The 16,310-nt window shown below is 66.6% G+C and carries 13 protein-coding genes; 6 read left to right on the top strand and 7 right to left on the bottom strand.

Features of this window, described 5'->3' with window-relative positions; all coding sequences use genetic code 11:
* Positions 1 to 118: 118 nt before the first annotated feature.
* Positions 119 to 1,402, top strand: a complete 1,284-nt coding sequence (locus tag DFR45_RS11970; protein WP_114484029.1) for an O-acetylhomoserine aminocarboxypropyltransferase/cysteine synthase family protein — start codon at positions 119 to 121, stop codon at positions 1,400 to 1,402.
* A gap of 56 nt (positions 1,403 to 1,458) precedes the next feature.
* Here the strand turns inward: DFR45_RS11970 and DFR45_RS11965 are convergent, their stop codons facing one another.
* The 3 genes from DFR45_RS11965 to DFR45_RS11955 are packed head-to-tail and all read right to left on the bottom strand — an operon-like array spanning position 1,459 to position 3,640.
* A complete protein-coding gene (locus tag DFR45_RS11965) occupies positions 1,459 to 1,905 on the bottom strand; it encodes a PaaI family thioesterase (RefSeq protein WP_114483974.1) in 447 nt (148 codons plus the stop codon).
* Positions 1,902 to 2,780 carry an SDR family oxidoreductase gene (locus tag DFR45_RS11960; RefSeq protein ID WP_114483973.1) on the bottom strand — a complete coding sequence of 293 codons (879 nt, stop codon included), beginning with the start codon at positions 2,778 to 2,780 and terminating at the stop codon, positions 1,902 to 1,904. The genes DFR45_RS11965 and DFR45_RS11960 overlap by 4 nt, the downstream gene beginning before the upstream one ends.
* On the bottom strand, positions 2,777 to 3,640 hold the full coding sequence (locus tag DFR45_RS11955; protein ID WP_114483972.1) for an SDR family oxidoreductase: 864 nt from the start codon (positions 3,638 to 3,640) through the stop codon (positions 2,777 to 2,779). Before DFR45_RS11955 ends, DFR45_RS11960 begins: the two co-directional genes overlap by 4 nt.
* A gap of 454 nt (positions 3,641 to 4,094) precedes the next feature.
* On the opposite strand from DFR45_RS11955, the gene DFR45_RS11950 reads away from it, so the two are divergent.
* The 3 genes from DFR45_RS11950 (at position 4,095) to nrdR (ending at position 6,954) form a co-directional block, all read left to right on the top strand.
* Positions 4,095 to 4,958 (top strand): lytic transglycosylase domain-containing protein, encoded by an 864-nt coding sequence (locus DFR45_RS11950; RefSeq protein WP_114483971.1) that lies wholly within the window; start codon positions 4,095 to 4,097, stop codon positions 4,956 to 4,958.
* Between the two features lie 283 nt (positions 4,959 to 5,241).
* Positions 5,242 to 6,486 carry a serine hydroxymethyltransferase gene (glyA, locus tag DFR45_RS11945; protein WP_114483970.1) on the top strand — a complete coding sequence of 415 codons (1,245 nt, stop codon included), beginning with the start codon at positions 5,242 to 5,244 and terminating at the stop codon, positions 6,484 to 6,486.
* A gap of 18 nt (positions 6,487 to 6,504) precedes the next feature.
* The gene (gene nrdR, locus DFR45_RS11940; RefSeq protein ID WP_114483969.1) at positions 6,505 to 6,954 is read left to right on the top strand and encodes a transcriptional regulator NrdR; all 450 of its coding nucleotides are present in this window, start codon (positions 6,505 to 6,507) and stop codon (positions 6,952 to 6,954) included.
* 87 nt (positions 6,955 to 7,041) lie between these two features.
* Here nrdR and DFR45_RS11935 read toward each other — a convergent pair whose 3' ends face one another.
* Entirely contained in the window at positions 7,042 to 8,232 is a 1,191-nt protein-coding gene (locus DFR45_RS11935) for an aminotransferase-like domain-containing protein (protein ID WP_114483968.1), read from the bottom strand.
* Positions 8,233 to 8,321: 89 nt separating this feature from the next.
* Here DFR45_RS11935 and nth point away from each other — a divergent pair, with 89 nt between their 5' ends.
* A complete protein-coding gene (gene nth, locus DFR45_RS11930; protein WP_114483967.1) occupies positions 8,322 to 8,966 on the top strand; it encodes an endonuclease III in 645 nt (214 codons plus the stop codon).
* 33 nt (positions 8,967 to 8,999) lie between these two features.
* Here nth and DFR45_RS11925 read toward each other — a convergent pair whose 3' ends face one another.
* From DFR45_RS11925 to DFR45_RS11915, 3 genes are read right to left on the bottom strand one after another with little or no spacing between them, the layout of a single operon-like run.
* Positions 9,000 to 10,550, bottom strand: a complete 1,551-nt coding sequence (locus DFR45_RS11925; protein ID WP_114483966.1) for an efflux transporter outer membrane subunit — start codon at positions 10,548 to 10,550, stop codon at positions 9,000 to 9,002.
* Entirely contained in the window at positions 10,547 to 11,794 is a 1,248-nt protein-coding gene (locus tag DFR45_RS11920) for an efflux RND transporter periplasmic adaptor subunit (protein ID WP_114483965.1), read from the bottom strand. Before DFR45_RS11920 ends, DFR45_RS11925 begins: the two co-directional genes overlap by 4 nt.
* A 3-nt stretch (positions 11,795 to 11,797) precedes the next feature.
* A complete protein-coding gene (locus DFR45_RS11915) occupies positions 11,798 to 15,022 on the bottom strand; it encodes an efflux RND transporter permease subunit (protein ID WP_114484028.1) in 3,225 nt (1,074 codons plus the stop codon).
* A 291-nt stretch (positions 15,023 to 15,313) separates the two neighbouring features.
* Here DFR45_RS11915 and DFR45_RS11910 point away from each other — a divergent pair, with 291 nt between their 5' ends.
* Positions 15,314 to 16,267 (top strand): NAD(P)H-dependent flavin oxidoreductase, encoded by a 954-nt coding sequence (locus DFR45_RS11910; RefSeq protein ID WP_114484027.1) that lies wholly within the window; start codon positions 15,314 to 15,316, stop codon positions 16,265 to 16,267.
* Positions 16,268 to 16,310: the final 43 nt, after the last annotated feature.

Raw genomic sequence — 16,310 nt, 5'->3', positions numbered from 1 at the left:
GCCGCCGAATGGACAATCTGGGTTGAACAAACCATAAGCTCATGCACAAATGTTCGTTTCGGGCGCTGCCGTGGGCCGGCACAATGCAGCCTCCACCGCTTTCACCGCAAGCACCGCCATGAAACTCGAAACCCTCGCCGTCCACGCCGGCTACAGCCCCGACCCGACGACCAAGTCCGTTGCCGTGCCCATCTACCAGACCGTGGCCTACGCCTTCGACAGCGCGCAGCATGGCGCCGACCTGTTCGACCTCAAGGTGCCGGGCAACATCTACACGCGCATGATGAACCCGACCAACGACGTGCTCGAAAAGCGCATTGCGGCGCTCGAAGGCGGCATAGGCGCGCTGGCCGTGGCCTCGGGCATGGCGGCCATCACTTACGCGATCCAGACGCTGGCCGAAGCGGGCGACAACATCGTCTCGGCCAGCACCATTTACGGCGGCACCTACAACCTGTTTGCGCACACCTTCCCGCAGCAAGGCATCACTACGCGCTTTGCCGACCCGCGCGATCCGGCCGGCTTTGCGCGCCATATCGACGCACGCACCAAGGCGATCTTCGTCGAGTCGATAGGCAACCCGCTGGGCAACGTGACCGACATCGCCGCGCTGGCTGACGTGGCCCACGCGCACGGCGTGCCGCTGATCGTGGACAACACCGTGCCCAGCCCCTACCTGCTGCGCCCGATAGAGCACGGCGCCGACATCGTGGTGCACTCGCTCACCAAATACCTCGGCGGCCACGGCAACAGCCTGGGCGGCGCGATCGTGGACAGCGGCAAATTCCCCTGGGCCGAGCACCAGGAACGCTTTGCGCGCTTCAGCCAGCCCGACCCGAGCTACCACGGCGTGGTCTATACCGAAGCCCTGGGCCCGGCCGCCTTCATCGGCCGGGCGCGTGTGGTGCCGCTGCGCAACATGGGCGCGGCGCTGGCGCCGCTCAACGCCTTCCTGATCCTGCAGGGCATAGAGACGCTCGCGCTGCGCATGGAACGCATCTGCGACAACGCGCTTGCGCTGGCGCGCTACCTGCAAAGCCACCCCAAGGTCGAATGGGTGCGCTACGCCGGCCTGCCAGACCACCCCGACCACGCCATCGCGCAGCGGCTCATGGACGGGCGCGCGTCGGGCATCCTGTCGTTCAGCCTCAAGGCCCAGGACGGCGACGCACGCGCGGCCGGTGCGCGCTTTCTCGACGCGCTGCAGCTGTTCACGCGCCTCGTCAACATCGGCGACGCTAAGTCGCTCGCCACGCACCCCGCCTCGACCACGCACCGCCAGCTCAGCCCCAGCGAGCTCGAACAGGCCGGCGTGAGCGCAGGCATGGTGCGCCTGTCGGTCGGCATAGAGCACGTGGACGACCTGCAGGCCGACCTCGCGCAGGCGCTCGAAATGGTATGAAAAAGTGAGCAGTTAGTGCACGCCATATCTAGGCAAAATGCCGATTTGGCTCAATTTCAGACGTCTTTGACGAGCGACTTGGTATAGACCCGGTACGTGCCGATGCCGCGCGCGACGAGTTCGCCGTCGAGCGCGTCGCGCGTGACCTTGACCGAGACGTAGGCCAGCGTCTTGCCGATGAAGTCGGGCGTGCCGCTCGCGTACAGCACGCCGCTGTCGATCGCGCGCATGAAGTCCACCGTGAGCGTCGCCGTGACGGTGGAGCGGATCAACAGATCGCTGCCCGGAATCTGCCGGTCGATCAGCACGCGCCCGCCGATCGCATCGAGCAAGGTCAGCGGCACGCCGCCATGCAGCACACCATGCGGGTTCAGGTGGTCGCGCCGTATCGGCAGCGTGAAGTACGGCCCGCTCTCACCCTTCAAAATGTCGTAGCCCACGAGCTGCTGGAACGGCCCGTGAAAATACGCCGGCGAGGGCGCAGGAGTGGGGCTTTCGCTCATGCGCCGTTGACCTTGAAGTAGTCGGGCTTGCCGGCGGGCCAGAATTCGCCCCACAGCAGCATGCCGCCCTCGACGTTGAGCACTTCGCCCGTGATGAACTTGCCCGAGGGCCCGGCCAGATAGACCACGGCTTCGGCAATGTCCTGCACGTCGCCAGGGCGCATCATGGGGTTGCACTGGTAGAAGGTGGGGACGTTTTCTTCGCGGTAGTTGTTGAAGCCGTTGCTCTCGATCGCGCCGGCGCCTATGCAGTTGAGGCGGATGTCGTGCTCGGCCCATTCGATGGCCAGCGTGCGCGAGAGCGCGATCACGCCCGCACGCGAGGCCGCGGTGTGCGCCATGCCCGGCAAGCCGCGGTCTATCGCCGCCGTGATGGTGATGATGTTGCCGGGCTTGCCCTGCTCCACCCAGCGCTTGGCGGCGCTTTGCATCATGAACCAGCTGCCGTTGAGGTTGGTGTCTATGACCGCGTTCCAGCCCTTGATGGGGAAGTCCATCGCATGCGCGGCAAACTGCCCACCCGCGTTGTTGACCAGGATGTCCAGGCCGCCGAAATGCTCCCACACGGCACCCATCAAGGCATCGACCTGCTCGGGGTCGCGGATGGTCATGGGGTAGGTGAACACCTCGCGCCCCGAGAGCGCGCGCAGCTTTTGCGCGCTGTCTTCGAGCTTTTCGGCATTGCGCCCGCAGATCGCGAGCGTCGCGCCCAGGCGCGCAAACAAGAAGGCAATCGCCTTGCCGATGCCGCTGCCCGCGCCCGACACCAGCACCACCTTGCCGGCAAACAAGTCGTCGCGGTACACCGTGGGCAGCGCGGCCAGGGCCTCGTCGCCGGGGCCGAATTTGGGTTGTTGTGTGTCTTGCGTGCTCATGCGTTCACCTTGAAATAGTCAGGCTTGGGGATGGTCCAGACCTCGCCCCAAAGGACGCCGCCGCCATCGACGGTGAGCAACTCGCCCGTGATGAACTTGCCGCTGGGCGCGCTCAGATAGACCACGGCCTCGGCAATGTCGTGCACATCGCCCACGCGCTTCATCGGGTTGGCGGCCGAGAAGGACTTGACGGCCTCCTCCGAATACTGGCGAAAGCCCGTGCTCGCCACCGCTCCGGGCGCGACGCAGTTGATGCGGATGCCGTACTGCGCCCACTCCACCGCTACGGTCTTGGAAAGATAGGTCACGGCCGCACGCGCCGCACAGGTGTGTGCCACGCCCGGCATGCCGCGCTGGAAGGTGGCGACGATGTTCACGATGTTGCCCTGCGTGCCCGTGTCGCGCCAGCGCTTGGCCATAGCGTGCATCATGTACCAGGTGCCGTTGAGGTTGGTGTCTATCACCGCCTTCCAGCCCTTGACGCTGAAATCGAGCGCGCGCTGCGGGAACTGGCCGCCGGCGTTGTTGACCAGCACATCGACGCGCCCGAAGTGCTGCCACGCGGCATCCATGAGCTGCTCGACCTGCTCGGGGTCGCGGATGCTCATGGGATGCACGAGCACGTCGGGGCTGCCGAGCTTGCGCAACCACTCGGCGCTGGCCTCGAGCTTGGCCACGTCGCGCCCGCAGATCGCGAGCCTGGCACCCAGGCGCGCATACAAAAAGGCGATGGCCTTGCCAATGCCGCTGCCCGCGCCCGAAACGAGCACGACCTTGTCGTCGAAAAGCCCGGCGTGATAGACCGTGGGCTGCTGGGCCAGGGTCTCATCGTCGAAGCCGAACGTGGGGGGTGTTGTCATGAAGAACCTCAGGAATCTCAGAAACGGAAAATCCCATTGCGGGGGTCTGCGATAGTGGCGTTGGCTGCATGCACCTGCGGGATTATCCGACTCTAACTAGCGTTTGATTGTTTTGAGCAAGGGAAAACCCTTGTTTACACCACCAAACCGCCTTTCATACGGGGCAAAAATCCCTAGCACTCACCCCTCAAATAACAAAAATATCTCATATCTAACTTTTTAAGCATTGACTTGGCATTTATTGCCTCCCAAAATCCGCCTCTCTTCGGACGCAGTCCGTGCGACTCGCTTCCACTGCCCCACCTGGCTCTGTGCTCGTTTGCTTTGCTTCCGGTCTAGTCAACGACCGGCGCAGGAAACTAGCGATGCGTTTGTATCGCGGCGCCGCAGATGCCTTGCCAGCCTTGTGCATGCAAGGCATCTGGCACCCGCTTCATCTAGGAAAGGAATAGTGATGACAGCGTTCACTCGTTTCATCTCTGGCAGCAAGACCTTTGCCAACCACGTGATAGGCGCAGTCCTGGCCGTCACCCACAACGGCTTTGCCTTGCTGGGCCTGGCCGTCACGTGCGCGGCATTGCTCGGTGCAAGCCGTCCTGACTTGCGCGCGCAGGCAGAAGCGCAGCTTTTCGATTGGCTGCGCACGCGCCATGTCGTGGCGCAAGCGCCTGAAACCGCGACGGATGTGCCCGACACCACCGAGCGGGCCTTGGCAGTCAATCCCCGCACCCTTCCCAAAGAGCAAGCCGCCCTGGCTTTCTGGCTCAGCAAAAAATACCGCGTGGCGCCGGAGCCCGTGAGCGCCTTGGTGGCGCAGGCGTTCGAAATCGGCGCGCGCAGCAAGATCGACCCGACCCTGCTGCTCGCCGTCATTGCCGTCGAGTCGAACTTCAATCCTTTTGCCCAAAGCGTCGTCGGCGCCCAAGGCTTGATGCAGGTCATGACGCGCACCCACACCGAAAAATACGAGGACTTCGGCGGCCACCTGGCGGCGTTTGATCCCATCGTGAATCTGCGCGTGGGCGCCCAAGTGCTGCAAGAGTGCATACAGCGCGCCGGCTCGATCGAAGGCGGTTTGCGCTATTACGTGGGCGCGGCAAACCAGGAAGACGACGGCGGCTACGCGGCCAAAGTCTTGGCCGAACAAGCGCGCCTGCGCCAGATCGCCGGCCGGCGCGCAACGCCCGCTCCGGCGCCCAAGCAGCTTGCGGCGCGCGCACAGACGCCGCCCGCACAGACGCCCGCGCCCGTGCGCCCGGCGGAAGATGCCACGGCACGCAACGAAAACGACGTCGCCGCATTGCCGGCGCAGTCCTGATCGCGCCTTGACGGCGACCCCGTCTGTCCTTGCGGCAGGCGAGCGTGACAGCGTGAGAGGCGATCGCCTCGCTCGGCTACACTCGCGGCGTACGCAACTGGCGATAGGCGCGGCCGCCGGCACACCGGCAGCCGCCGCTGACGTGGAATCTTGACAACCACGGGGAAGCGTACCGCCGGCCCCCCCCGGTGCCAAGCCGTTCGCCTGGGCAGCCCTTGTCAGCGCCGCAAACGCCGTTTCGCGGCGCAAAGTGCAAGGAAGCAGCTTTCACCCTAGGACTGCCATGTACCACCGCAACATCCTCGTCGAACAAACCGACCCTGAAGTCTTTGCCGCCATCCAGGCCGAAAACCGCCGCCAGGAAGAGCACATCGAGCTGATCGCCAGCGAAAACTACGCCTCGCCCGCCGTGATGTGGGCGCAAGGCACGCAGCTGACCAACAAATACGCCGAGGGCTACCCCGGCCGCCGCTACTACGGCGGCTGCGAGCACGTCGACGTGGTCGAGCAGCTGGCCATAGACCGGCTCAAGCAGCTCTTCGGTGCCGAGGCCGCGAACGTGCAGCCGCACTGCGGCGCCTCGGCCAACGAGGCCGTGTTCCTCGCCTTCCTCAAGCCCGGCGACACCGTCATGGGCATGAGCCTGGCCGAAGGCGGCCACCTCACGCACGGCATGCCGCTGAACATCAGTGGCAAGTGGTTCAACGTGGTCTCGTACGGCCTCGACGCCAAGGAGGCCATCGACTACGACGCGATGGAAAAGAAGGCCCACGAAACGCGGCCCAAGCTGATCATCGCAGGCGCCTCGGCCTACAGCCTGCACATCGACTTTGCACGCTTTGCCAAGGTGGCCAAGGACGTGGGCGCTATCTTCATGGTCGATATGGCGCACTACGCGGGCCTGATCGCCGCGGGCGTCTATCCCAACCCCGTGCCGCATGCCGACGTGGTCACCTCGACCACGCACAAGAGCCTGCGCGGCCCGCGCGGCGGCATCATCCTGATGAAGGCCGAGCACGAAAAAGCCATCAACAGCGCCGTCTTCCCTGGCTTGCAGGGCGGCCCGCTGATGCACGTGATCGCGGCCAAGGCCGTGGCCTTCAAAGAGGCGCTGCAACCCGAGTTCAAAGCCTACCAGCAGCAGGTGGTGACGAACGCGCGCATCGTCGCCGAAACGCTGACCGAGCGCGGCCTGCGCATCGTGAGCGGCGGCACGCAAAGCCACGTGATGCTGGTCGACCTGCGCTCCAAGGGCATCACCGGCAAGGAAGCCGAAGCCGTGCTCGGCGCAGCGCACATGACGATCAACAAGAACGCGATCCCCAACGACCCCGAAAAGCCCATGGTGACGAGCGGCGTGCGCATAGGCACCCCCGCAATGACCACGCGCGGATTCAAGGACGATGAAGCACGCCTCACGGCCCATCTGGTGGCCGACGTGCTCGACAACCCGCGCGACCCTGCCAACATCGAAGCGGTGCGCGCCAAGGTGCACGCGCTCACGGCACGCTTTCCGGTCTATGGCTGAACGCGGCGCAGCGCAAGCATGAAATGCCCTTTCTGCGGCCACCAGGAGACGCAAGTCGTCGAAACCCGCGTGGCCGAGGACGGCGGCTTCATCCGCCGCAGGCGCCAGTGCGCGGCGTGTGAGCGGCGCTTTACCACCTACGAGCGCCCCGAGGTGACGCTGCCCACCATCATCAAAAAGGACGGGCGGCGCACCGAGTACGAGCGCGCCAAGCTGCTCGGGTCGTTCAAACTCGCTCTGCGCAAACGCCCCGTGAGCACCGAGCAGATCGACAGCGCCATCGAACGCATCGAAGAAAAACTGCTGAGCCTGGGCCAGCGCGAGCTGCCCTCAAACCAGCTTGGCGAGCTCGTGATGCGCGAGCTCAAAAAGCTCGACAAGGTCGCCTACGTGCGCTTTGCGAGCGTGTACCGCAACTTCGAAGACGTGGATGCGTTTCGCGCCGTCGTCGATGAAGTGGACAAATAGCTCATAAAATAATAGCTTCCAGCGCTTGATCTACAAGCGCTAGAAGCCAAAATCATCCAAATTTTCCGGCACCCTGGCGCGGTGCGCTCACAGCGCCTGCGCGAGCCGGCGCACGCCTTCTTCGATCTTGGGCAGGTCCGCGGTCGCGAACGACAGGCGCAGCGTGGCGCGGTCGGGGTTGGCGCAGTAAAACGGCGCACCCGGCACGAAGGCCACGCCCTTTTCGACCGCACGCGGCGACAGTTCTTGCGCGTCGGCGATCTTGCCGCCGGCCCCGGTCAGGCGCGCCCAGATGAACAAGCCTCCCTGCGGCGGCACGAAGTCGATCGCGGCGCCGAGCTCGCGCCGCAGCGCCTGCCCCATGCCAGCGGCACGCTCGGCATAGACCTTGCGCACATGGGCCAGCGTGGCCGGCATACGGCCCGCGCGCAGGTAGTGCGCGGCCGTGGCCTGGGCAAAGGTGCTGGTGTTGGCGTCGCTGAACTGCTTGCACATCACGGCCTTGGCGAGCAACTCGGGCGGCGCAATCAGCCAGCCCAGGCGCAAGCCCGCACTCAGCACCTTGCTGAGGCTGCCACAGTGCGCAAGCCACTCGCGGCTGCCTGGCACCTGGGGCGAGAGCGCGAGCAGGCTGGGCGGCGGCGGAGCGTCGAAATACAGGTCGCCGTAAGGGTCGTCCTCGACGACCAGGCACTGGTACTGCAGCGCGAGCTCCAGCACCCTTTTGCGCCGCGCAAGGCTCAGCGTGGCGCCGCTCGGGTTGCCGTAGGTCGGGATCAGATACAGCATTTTGGGCCGGTGCTGCGCCATCAGCTGCTCGAGCACGTCGGTCTGCACGCCCTGCGCGTCTATGGGCGCGCTCACGAGCTGCGCACCATAGAGCCGAAAACACTGGATGGCGGCCAGAAAGGTCGGCCCCTCGACGATCACCTTGTCGCCAGGGCTGATCATGGTCTTGGCGAGCAAATCCAGCGCCTGCTGGCTGCCCGTGGTGACGATGAGCTGCTCGGGCGCCACATCCTGGGCGCCCTTGCCTGCCATGAAGCTGGCCAGCTGCTCGCGCAGCGCCGGGTAGCCCTCGGTCGCGCCGTACTGCAGCGCACCGCCGCCATCCTCCGTCAGCGCGGCATTCACCGCAGTGCGAATGCCCTCGACGTCGCACATCGCGCTGTCGGGAAAGCCCCCCGCAAAGCTGACGATGCCGGGCTTGCCCAGCAGCTTGAAAAGATCGCGGATGGCGGAAGTCTCCACCTGGTTCAGACGGTCGGCAAATTGCATGGCAAAAACACTCCAACGAAACGGCAAAGCCCCATTGTCGCAGCGCATGGCGCCACACGGTGCCGTATCGCAGCGCCTACACTCGCACCATGACGCCCGCGCAAATCGAAGCCTTTTTTGCCACACTCCAGGCCGACAACCCCACGCCGCGCAGCGAGCTCGAATTCTCGACGCCCTTCGAGCTGCTCGTGGCCGTGCTGCTGTCGGCGCAGGCCACCGATGCCAGCGTGAACAAAGCCACGCGCCGCCTGTTTGCCGTGGCCAACACACCCCAGGCCATCCTTGCGCTCGGGCAGGAGGGGCTGGAGAGCTACATCAAAACCATAGGCCTGTACCGCAGCAAGGCGCGCCACCTGATCGAGACCTGCCGCATCCTGGTCGAGCGCTACGGCGGCGAGGTGCCGCGCACGCGCGCCGCGCTCGAAGCGCTGCCCGGCGTGGGGCGCAAGACCGCCAACGTGATCCTCAACGTAGCCTTTGGCGAGCCCACCATCGCCGTCGATACGCACATCTTCCGCGTCTGCAACCGCACGGGCCTCGCGCCGGGCAAGACGCCGCTCGAAGTCGAGCGCAAGCTGCTCGAGCGCGTGCCCGAAAAATACCTGCAGCACGCGCACCACTGGCTCGTGCTGCTCGGCCGCTACGTCTGCCAGGCGCGCAAGCCGCGCTGCTGGGAATGCAAGGTCGCGCGCTGGTGCGACTACGAGCCCAAGACGCCGGCGCCTACGCGCTGATCCATGTCGGCAGCGCGGCGCCCTGCCGTTGCATCAGGGAGCGGTGTTCGCTTTGCCCGCTCCGGCAGCCACGGCAGCGAACGCGCAAGCCGCCTGCGAACCCTGTACTGACGAATCCGGCGCCTGCGGCGCGCACCAGTCGCCGCCCAGCGCCTTGACCAGGAACACCGCCGTTTGCAGGCGCTGGCCTTGCACCTGGGCGAGCTGGCGCTCGGCGGCGAGCAGCGATTGCTGGGCCGTGATGACGTCGAGGAAGGTGCTGGCGCCGCCCTCGTAGCGGTAGGCGGCCATGGTGCGCACCTGGCGTGCGGCATCGACGGCGCTTTGCGCCTGGGCGCTCGCGCGCTCGAGCGCCGCGAGGCCGGTGATGCCGTCTTCGACCTCCTGCATCGCCGCGAGCACCACGCGGCGGTAGCTCGCCACCGTGGCATCGTAGCCGGCCTGCGCGAAATCGACGTTGGCGCGGATGCGCCCGCCGTCGAACACGGTCTGCACGGCCGTCACGCCCAGCGACCACAGCATGCTGGGCGCGTCGAACAGCGCGGCGCTGCGGTTGCTGTCCACGCCAAAGGCCGCGCCCAGCGTGACGCTCGGGAAAAACGCCGCCTTGGCGACGCCGATCTGCGCATTCGCCGCGGCCATGGCGCGCTCGGCCGCGGCGACATCCGGGCGGCGCTCGAGCACGTCCGAAGGCAGGCCCAGCGGCACGGCGGGCGGCGCGATGGGTTGCACCGCCGGGGCGATGGAGAAGTTGGGCGCAGCCTGGCCGATCAGCGCGGCAACGGCGTGCTCGTACTGCGCGCGCTGCTTTTGCAGCAAATCGACCTGCGTGAGCGTGCTCTCGAGCAGCGCGCGCTGCTGCGCCACGTCGATGCCGGGAATCGCGCCGAGGTCGTGGCGTGCGGTGACGAAGTCGAGCGCGCGGCGCTGCCAGTCGATCGAGCGCCGCACCACGTCGAGCTCGATGTCGGTCGCGCGCAGGTTGAAGTAATTGCTCGCGAGGTCGGCCGTGAGCAGCAGGCGCGTGTTGCGCAAGTCGGCCTCGGACTGCTGGGCTGCCGCCTGCGCACCTTCGACGGCGCGCTGCACGCGGCCGAACAGGTCGGCCTCGTAGCTCGCGTTGAACTGCAGCAGGTAGTCGTTTTGCGTGGTCGCGTAATTGGGGCTGTTGTAATTGGTCAAAGGCCGGTTGGCCGAGATGCGCTGGCGCGCGTCGCGCGCCGTCAGGCCCACCTGCGGGTACAGCGCGGCCGAATTCACGCCCACGAGCGCGCGCGCCTGCGCGAGCCGCGCAGCAGCCAGCGCGAGCGTGGGGTTGGTCGCGAGCGCCTGGTCTTCGAGCGCGTCGAGTTCTGCGTCGCCAAAGCGCTTCCACCACGGGCCTTTGTCGAGCGCGTCGCCGGGCTGCGCCTCGCGCCAGGGCGCCTCGACTTTCCAGCTCACGGGCACGGTGACGTCGGGTTTGCGGTAGTCGGGCCCCACGGCGCAGGCCGCGAGTGCGGCGCAGGCACAGGCGAGCACGCCCAGGCGCAAGCTGCGCAGACGCCCTGCGGGCGTGCCGGACAGCGTTCGCGCGCCCCTCATGCCGACTCCTTTTGGCCCGGTTTGGCGCCTTGCGAGGCGTCCGCCTTGGGTGGCGCGATGGTCACGGTGTCGCCCTCGGCGAGCGCGTCCGAGGGGTTGAGCACGAGCTGCTCGTTGCCTTGCAAGCCGCTCAGCACCTCGATGCTGCCGCCATAGTTGCGCCCCAGCGTGACGGGCTGCAGGTGCACCTTGCCGTGCGCATCGACGATGGCTACGCGCGTGCCTTCGGCGCGAAACAGCAGCGCGTTTTCGGGCACGCTGAGCATTTTGCTCGGCGGCAGCGGCACTTCGACCTGCACGTAGGCGCCCGGCAGCAGGCTGCCGTCGGGATTGGGCAAGGCGATTTCAACCTGCATCTGGCGCGTCGCGATGTCGATGGCACCCGCGGTGCGCGCGACCTTGCCCTCGAACTTTTTGCCCTGCAGCTCGGCCTGCGTGACGATGACGGGCTGGCCCGGCTGGATGCGGCTGGCGTAGGACTGCGGCACGTTGACGTAGATGCGCAGCGGGTCGGTCTGCGCCATGGTGAAGAGCACGCGGCCCGCACCGGCGTCGATCAAGTCGCCCACATCGACGTTGCGCCGCGTGACCACGCCGGCAAATGGCGCGAGCACGCGCTTGAAGCCTTCCATCTGGCGCAGGCGCTGCACGTTGGCTTCGGCGGCTGCGAGGTTGGCCGTGGCCGTGGCGACGGCGTTGCGGCGCTCCTCGAGGTCTTGCTGCGCGACCACGTCTTTCTGGCGCAGGGCCTCCCAGCGCTGCGCGGTGCTGCGCGCAAGCGCGAGGCTCGCGGCGGCCTGCTCGCGCGCGGCGATGGCCTGTGCGAGCTGCTGGTCGATTTCAGGGGTTTCGATTTCGGCGAGCAGCTCGCCCTGCTTGACGCGGCTGCCGATGTCGTGCGTCCAGCGCTTGAGGTAGCCGCTCACGCGCGCGGCGATCGAGGCCTGCACGTAGCCTTGCAAGGTGCCCGGCAGCGTCAGCGTCTGGCCCTTTTGCGGCAAAGTGGGCGTGGTGGTGAGCACGTATTGCGTGGATTGCTCGGCCGCGACCTTTTCAAGCGCGCTGCCGTTGGCGTGGCGCTGGTACAGCGTGCGCGCCGCGCCGATCAACAGCAGCACGGCGACGACCACGATGATCGAGCGCGTGCGCCGCACCATCTGCTGGCGCTGGAGCAAATCGTGGTGGCCCGTGTCATCGGTTTCGAGCGGGTGGATGGCCATTGCCGCATGGCGTTGTTCGGTCATATCTCAGCTTTCTTGTGCGGTAGCGGGCGGCGGCGCTGCAACGCCCGTGCCTTGGTCTTGGGCATGCCCGGCGCGCTTGGCGCGCCAGCTGTGCACGGCGGCGAACACCGCGGGCACGAAAAACAGGGTGGACACGGTGGCGAGCAGCAGGCCGCCGATCACGGCACGCCCGAGCGGCGCATTCTGCTCGGCGCCTTCGCCCAGGCCCAGAGCCATGGGGATCATGCCGATGATCATGGCCAGCGCCGTCATGAGCACCGGCCGGATGCGCGTGGCGCCCGCTTCGAGCGCGGCCGACAGCGGCGGTATGCCCGCGAGCAGCCGGTCGCGCGCGAACGACACCAGCAAGATGCTGTTGGCCGTGGCCACGCCCATGGTCATGATGGCGCCCGTGAGCGCCGGCACGCTGAGCGTGGTGCCGGTGAGAAACAGCATCCACGCGATGCCCGCGAGCGCCGCAGGCAGCGCCGTGATGATGATCGCCGCGTCGAGCCAGGCTTGGAAAGTCACGACGATGAGCAGATACACGAGCACGATCGCCATCGCCAGCCCCACGCCCAGGCCCAAGAACGAGGACTGCATGGTCTGCACCTGGCCGCGCGTTTGCACCTGGTTGCCGCGCGCGAGCTTGGGCCGCGCGGCATCGACGAGTTTTTGCACCTGCGCGGCCACGCTGGCCAGGTCGGTGCCCTGCACGCTCACGAACACGTCGATCACGGGCGCGATGTTGTAGTGCGACACCACCGCGGGCTGGCGCGCGGGCCGCACATCGACGAGGTTGCCGAGCAGCTGCGGCGCGTTGCCGCCGGTGTTTACAGGCACGTTGAGCAGCGCGTCGAGCGAGCCGATCTGGTACTGCGGCGCCTGCACGGCGAGGTTATAGACCACGCCGTTTTTGGGGTTGAGCCAGAACGCGGGCGCGGTCTGCGAGCTGCCCGAGAGCGCGATCAGCACGTTCTGCCCCACGTTCGCCGCGGTGAAGCCCACTTGCTGCAGGCGCGAGCGGTCCATCTGCAGCCTGAGCGCGGGCGCGTCCAGGCGCTGGTGCACGTGGGCATCGACCGCGCCGGGGATTTTCCGAATCTCCTTGACCAGGGCGGCCGCCAGCTGCGCGTTGCCTTCCATGTCGTTGCCGCTGAACTGGATGTCGATCGCCGCGGGCAGGCCGAAGTTCAAAATCTGCGTGACGATGTCCGCAGGCTGGAAAAAGAACTCCACGCCCGGAAAACGCTTGGGCAGCTCGGCACGCAGCCGCGTGATGTATTCCTGCGTGGGCCGGTGGCCTTCCTTCAGCGCCATGAGCAGCTCGGCATCGATGGTGCCGATCACGCCCGAATTGCTGTAAGAGAGGTTGATGCCGCTGTTGGGCACGCCGAGGTTGTCGAGGATGGTTTCGAGCTCGGCGGGCGGGATCATGCGGCGGATTTCAGCCTCGACCGCGTCGGCCAGGCGCGCCGTCTCCTCGATGCGCGTGCCCGTGGGCGCACGCATGTGCAGGCGGATCTGCCCCGCGTCCACGGTCGGGAAAAAGTCGCGCCCCAAAAACGGAAACAGCGCGCACGAGAGTACGCAAAAGCCCAGAAACAGCACGATGAAGCGCGCGCGGTGCGAGAGCACCGACGAGAGCACGAGCGCATAGGCACGGCGCACGTGCTCGAAGCGGCTGTCGAACGCGCGATAGACGCGCTGCAGCAGGCTCGCATGCTGGCCTGGGCCGGCCGCCTCGTCGCCGTGCGGCGCGTGCCCCGCATGGCCCTTCATCAGCAGCATGACGAGCGTGGGCACCAGCGTGCGCGAGAGCAGGTACGAGGCCAGCATGGCAAACACCACGGCCTCGGCCATGGGCGTGAACAGGTAGCGCGCCACGCCCGAGAGGAAAAACAGCGGCACGAACACGATGCAAATGCACAGCGTGGACACGAGCGCGGCCGAGCCGATCTCGCCTGCGCCGTCCAGGATCGCGTCGTGCAGGGATTTGCCCAGGCCCACATGGCGCTCGATGTTTTCGATGGTGACGATGGCCTGGTCCACCAAAATGCCCACCGACAGCGCGAGCCCGCCCAGCGTCATGAGGTTGAGCGTCTCGCCGAGCACGTAGAGCAGCAAAATCGACGCGAGGATAGACAGCGGAATCGTGAGCGCAATGATCAGCGTGCTGCGCCAGTTGCCCAGAAACACCAGCACCATGGCCGCGGTGAGCGCCGCCGCCAGCAGCGCCTCGAACACCACGCCCTTGACCGCCGCCTTGACGAACACCGACTGGTCGAACAGCGGCGTCACCTTGATGTCGGTCGGCATGGTCTGCACGGCCAGGGGCAGCATGGCGCGCAGGTTGTTCACGATGTCTATGGTCGAGGCGCCGCCGTTTTTGAGGATGGACAGCAGCACGCCGCGCACGCCGTCCTGGCGCACGATGTTGGTCTGCGGCGAGAAACCGTCGCGCACCTGCGCCACGTCGCGCAAATACGTCGTGGCGCCATTGATGGTGCGCACGGGCAGGTCGTTGAGCCCCTCGATCACGCTGGGCGAGCTGTTCATCGCCACGTTGTATTCGATCGCGCCGATCTTGGCCGTGCCCGAGGGCAGGATCAGGTTCTGCGAATTCACGGCGTTGACCACGTCGCTCGGCGCCAGGCCGCGCGCCTGCAGCGCCGGGATGTCCAGATCGACCGAAATCAGCCGCGTCTTGCCGCCGTAGGGAAAAGGAATCGCCGTGCCCGGAATCGTCACGAGCTGCGGGCGCAGCTGGTTCACGGTGGCGTCGAACAGGCGGTTCTCGGGCATCGTGGGGCTGGAGAGCGCGAGCTGGATCACCGGAATGCTCGAAGCCGAATACTTGATCACCAAGGGCGGCGTGATGCCCGGCGGCAGCTGCTTGAGCAGCGTCTGCACGGCGGCCGTAGTCTGCGCGAGGCCGGCCTGGATGTTCGCCGTGGGCTGGAAGAACATCTTGATCACCGACACGCCCGAGAGCGAGGTCGAATCGATGTGCTCGATGTCGCTGACCATGGTGGTGAGCGCACGCTCGGTCTGACCCGTGATGCGCTGGCCCATTTCGTCGGGGGCGAGGCCGGTGTAAGTCCAGATGATGCTGATCACCGGAATGTTGATTTCCGGGAAGATGTCGGTCGCCATCTTCAGCAGCACGAAGGGGGTGGCCAGCACGATCAGCATCGCCATGACGATGAAGGTGTACGGCCGGCGCAGGGCGATCGAAACCATGGGGATGGCGGAAAAGGGGGATGGAGAAAAGACGCGCTCCCCTTGGATGGGGGGAGCGCGCAGCCATGATAGATGCAAACATTTGCCAGCGTGTGCGGGTTATCGCCTATCCGACCAGGCACGCTGGGCATTGCACAATGTGCGCGCATCGCTTGCACAAGGCTGCCGGTATTTTTCAAGCAAAAATAGCCTCTAACCTTGATGAAATAAGCGTTAGAAGCTATTGTTTTTGAAGATTGGCGCTTGCGCCGCCAGACCCTTCGCCGCCTGACCTCGAACCGTCCAAAAGGAACGCTCATGCCCTCTTCCCGCCTGCCCGCACCTATCGCACGCCGTCTGCGCCTGCCGGTGATCGCCGCGCCCATGCTGCAGGTGTCGGGCATAGAGCTTGTCGTGGCGGCGTGCCGCAGCGGCGTGATCGGCGCCTTTCCCACCGTGAATGCGCGCAGCCCTGCAGAGCTCGACGCCTGGCTGACCGAAATGCGCACGCGCCTCGCGCCCTATCCCGATGCCGCGCCGCCCTGCCCGAACCTGATCATGCGCTCGCCACGGCTCGCGCAAGACCTGGACTGCGTGCTGCGCCACGGCGTGGAAGTCGTCATCACCAGCGTGGGCTCGCCCGCGCCCGTGGTCGATGCGCTGCACGGCATAGGCTGCCTGGTGCTTGCCGACGTGGCCACGCTCGCGCACGCGCGCAAGGCCATCGCGGCCGGCGCCGACGGGCTGGTGCTGCTCACGGCAGGCGCGGGCGGGCAGACCGGTTGGCTCAACCCCTTTGCCTTCGTGCGCGCGCTGCGTGCCGAATACGACGGCCCGCTGGTGCTTGCCGGCGGCATCAGCGACGGCGTGGCGCTGCGCGCGGCGCAGGTGCTGGGCTGCGACCTGGCCTCGATGGGCACACGCTTCATTGCCACGCACGAGAGCATGGCCGACGAAGCCTACCGGCAGATGCTGGTCGCCTCCACGCTCGACGAAGTGCTGCTCACGCGCGCCTTCAGCGGCCTGCCCACCAACATGCTGATCGGCTCCATCGTGCGCATGGGGCTGGATCCGGCCCGGCTCGACGAAACCGTGACGCCCAGCACCGCCGACCAGATGTTCGGCGGCAGCGCCCACGGCAACCACAGCGCCGGCCCGCGCCGCTGGCGCGACATCTGGAGCGCCGGGCACAGCGTCTCGGGCGTGCACGCGGTGCAGTCGGTGCAGGAGCTGGTCGAGGAGCTCGCGCAGGAATACGCGCAGGCGGGGTAGCGGCGTTTTTTCGCTCGTGGCTCGTGGCTCGTGGCTCGTGGCT

The organism is Extensimonas vulgaris, assembly GCF_003337425.1.
Classification (GTDB): Bacteria; Pseudomonadota; Gammaproteobacteria; order Burkholderiales; family Burkholderiaceae_C; genus Extensimonas; species Extensimonas vulgaris.
Note: the sequence above shows the minus strand (reverse complement) of the source record. Positions and strands in the feature narration are given on the sequence as shown.

Bases quoted from the DNA above. Each gene is read 5' to 3' on its own strand.
- DFR45_RS11910 (WP_114484027.1), top strand. From the start codon at position 15,314: ATGCCCTCTTCCCGCCTGCCCGCACCTATCGCACGCCGTCTGCGCCTG.
- DFR45_RS11920 (WP_114483965.1), bottom strand. From the start codon at position 11,794: ATGACCGAACAACGCCATGCGGCAATGGCCATCCACCCGCTCGAAACC.
- nth (WP_114483967.1), top strand. From the start codon at position 8,322: ATGACGCCCGCGCAAATCGAAGCCTTTTTTGCCACACTCCAGGCCGAC.
- DFR45_RS11965 (WP_114483974.1), bottom strand. From the start codon at position 1,905: ATGAGCGAAAGCCCCACTCCTGCGCCCTCGCCGGCGTATTTTCACGGG.
- nrdR (WP_114483969.1), top strand. From the start codon at position 6,505: ATGAAATGCCCTTTCTGCGGCCACCAGGAGACGCAAGTCGTCGAAACC.
- DFR45_RS11960 (WP_114483973.1), bottom strand. From the start codon at position 2,780: ATGAGCACGCAAGACACACAACAACCCAAATTCGGCCCCGGCGACGAG.
- DFR45_RS11935 (WP_114483968.1), bottom strand. From the start codon at position 8,232: ATGCAATTTGCCGACCGTCTGAACCAGGTGGAGACTTCCGCCATCCGC.
- DFR45_RS11955 (WP_114483972.1), bottom strand. From the start codon at position 3,640: ATGACAACACCCCCCACGTTCGGCTTCGACGATGAGACCCTGGCCCAG.
- DFR45_RS11950 (WP_114483971.1), top strand. From the start codon at position 4,095: ATGACAGCGTTCACTCGTTTCATCTCTGGCAGCAAGACCTTTGCCAAC.
- glyA (WP_114483970.1), top strand. From the start codon at position 5,242: ATGTACCACCGCAACATCCTCGTCGAACAAACCGACCCTGAAGTCTTT.
- DFR45_RS11925 (WP_114483966.1), bottom strand. From the start codon at position 10,550: ATGAGGGGCGCGCGAACGCTGTCCGGCACGCCCGCAGGGCGTCTGCGC.
- DFR45_RS11970 (WP_114484029.1), top strand. From the start codon at position 119: ATGAAACTCGAAACCCTCGCCGTCCACGCCGGCTACAGCCCCGACCCG.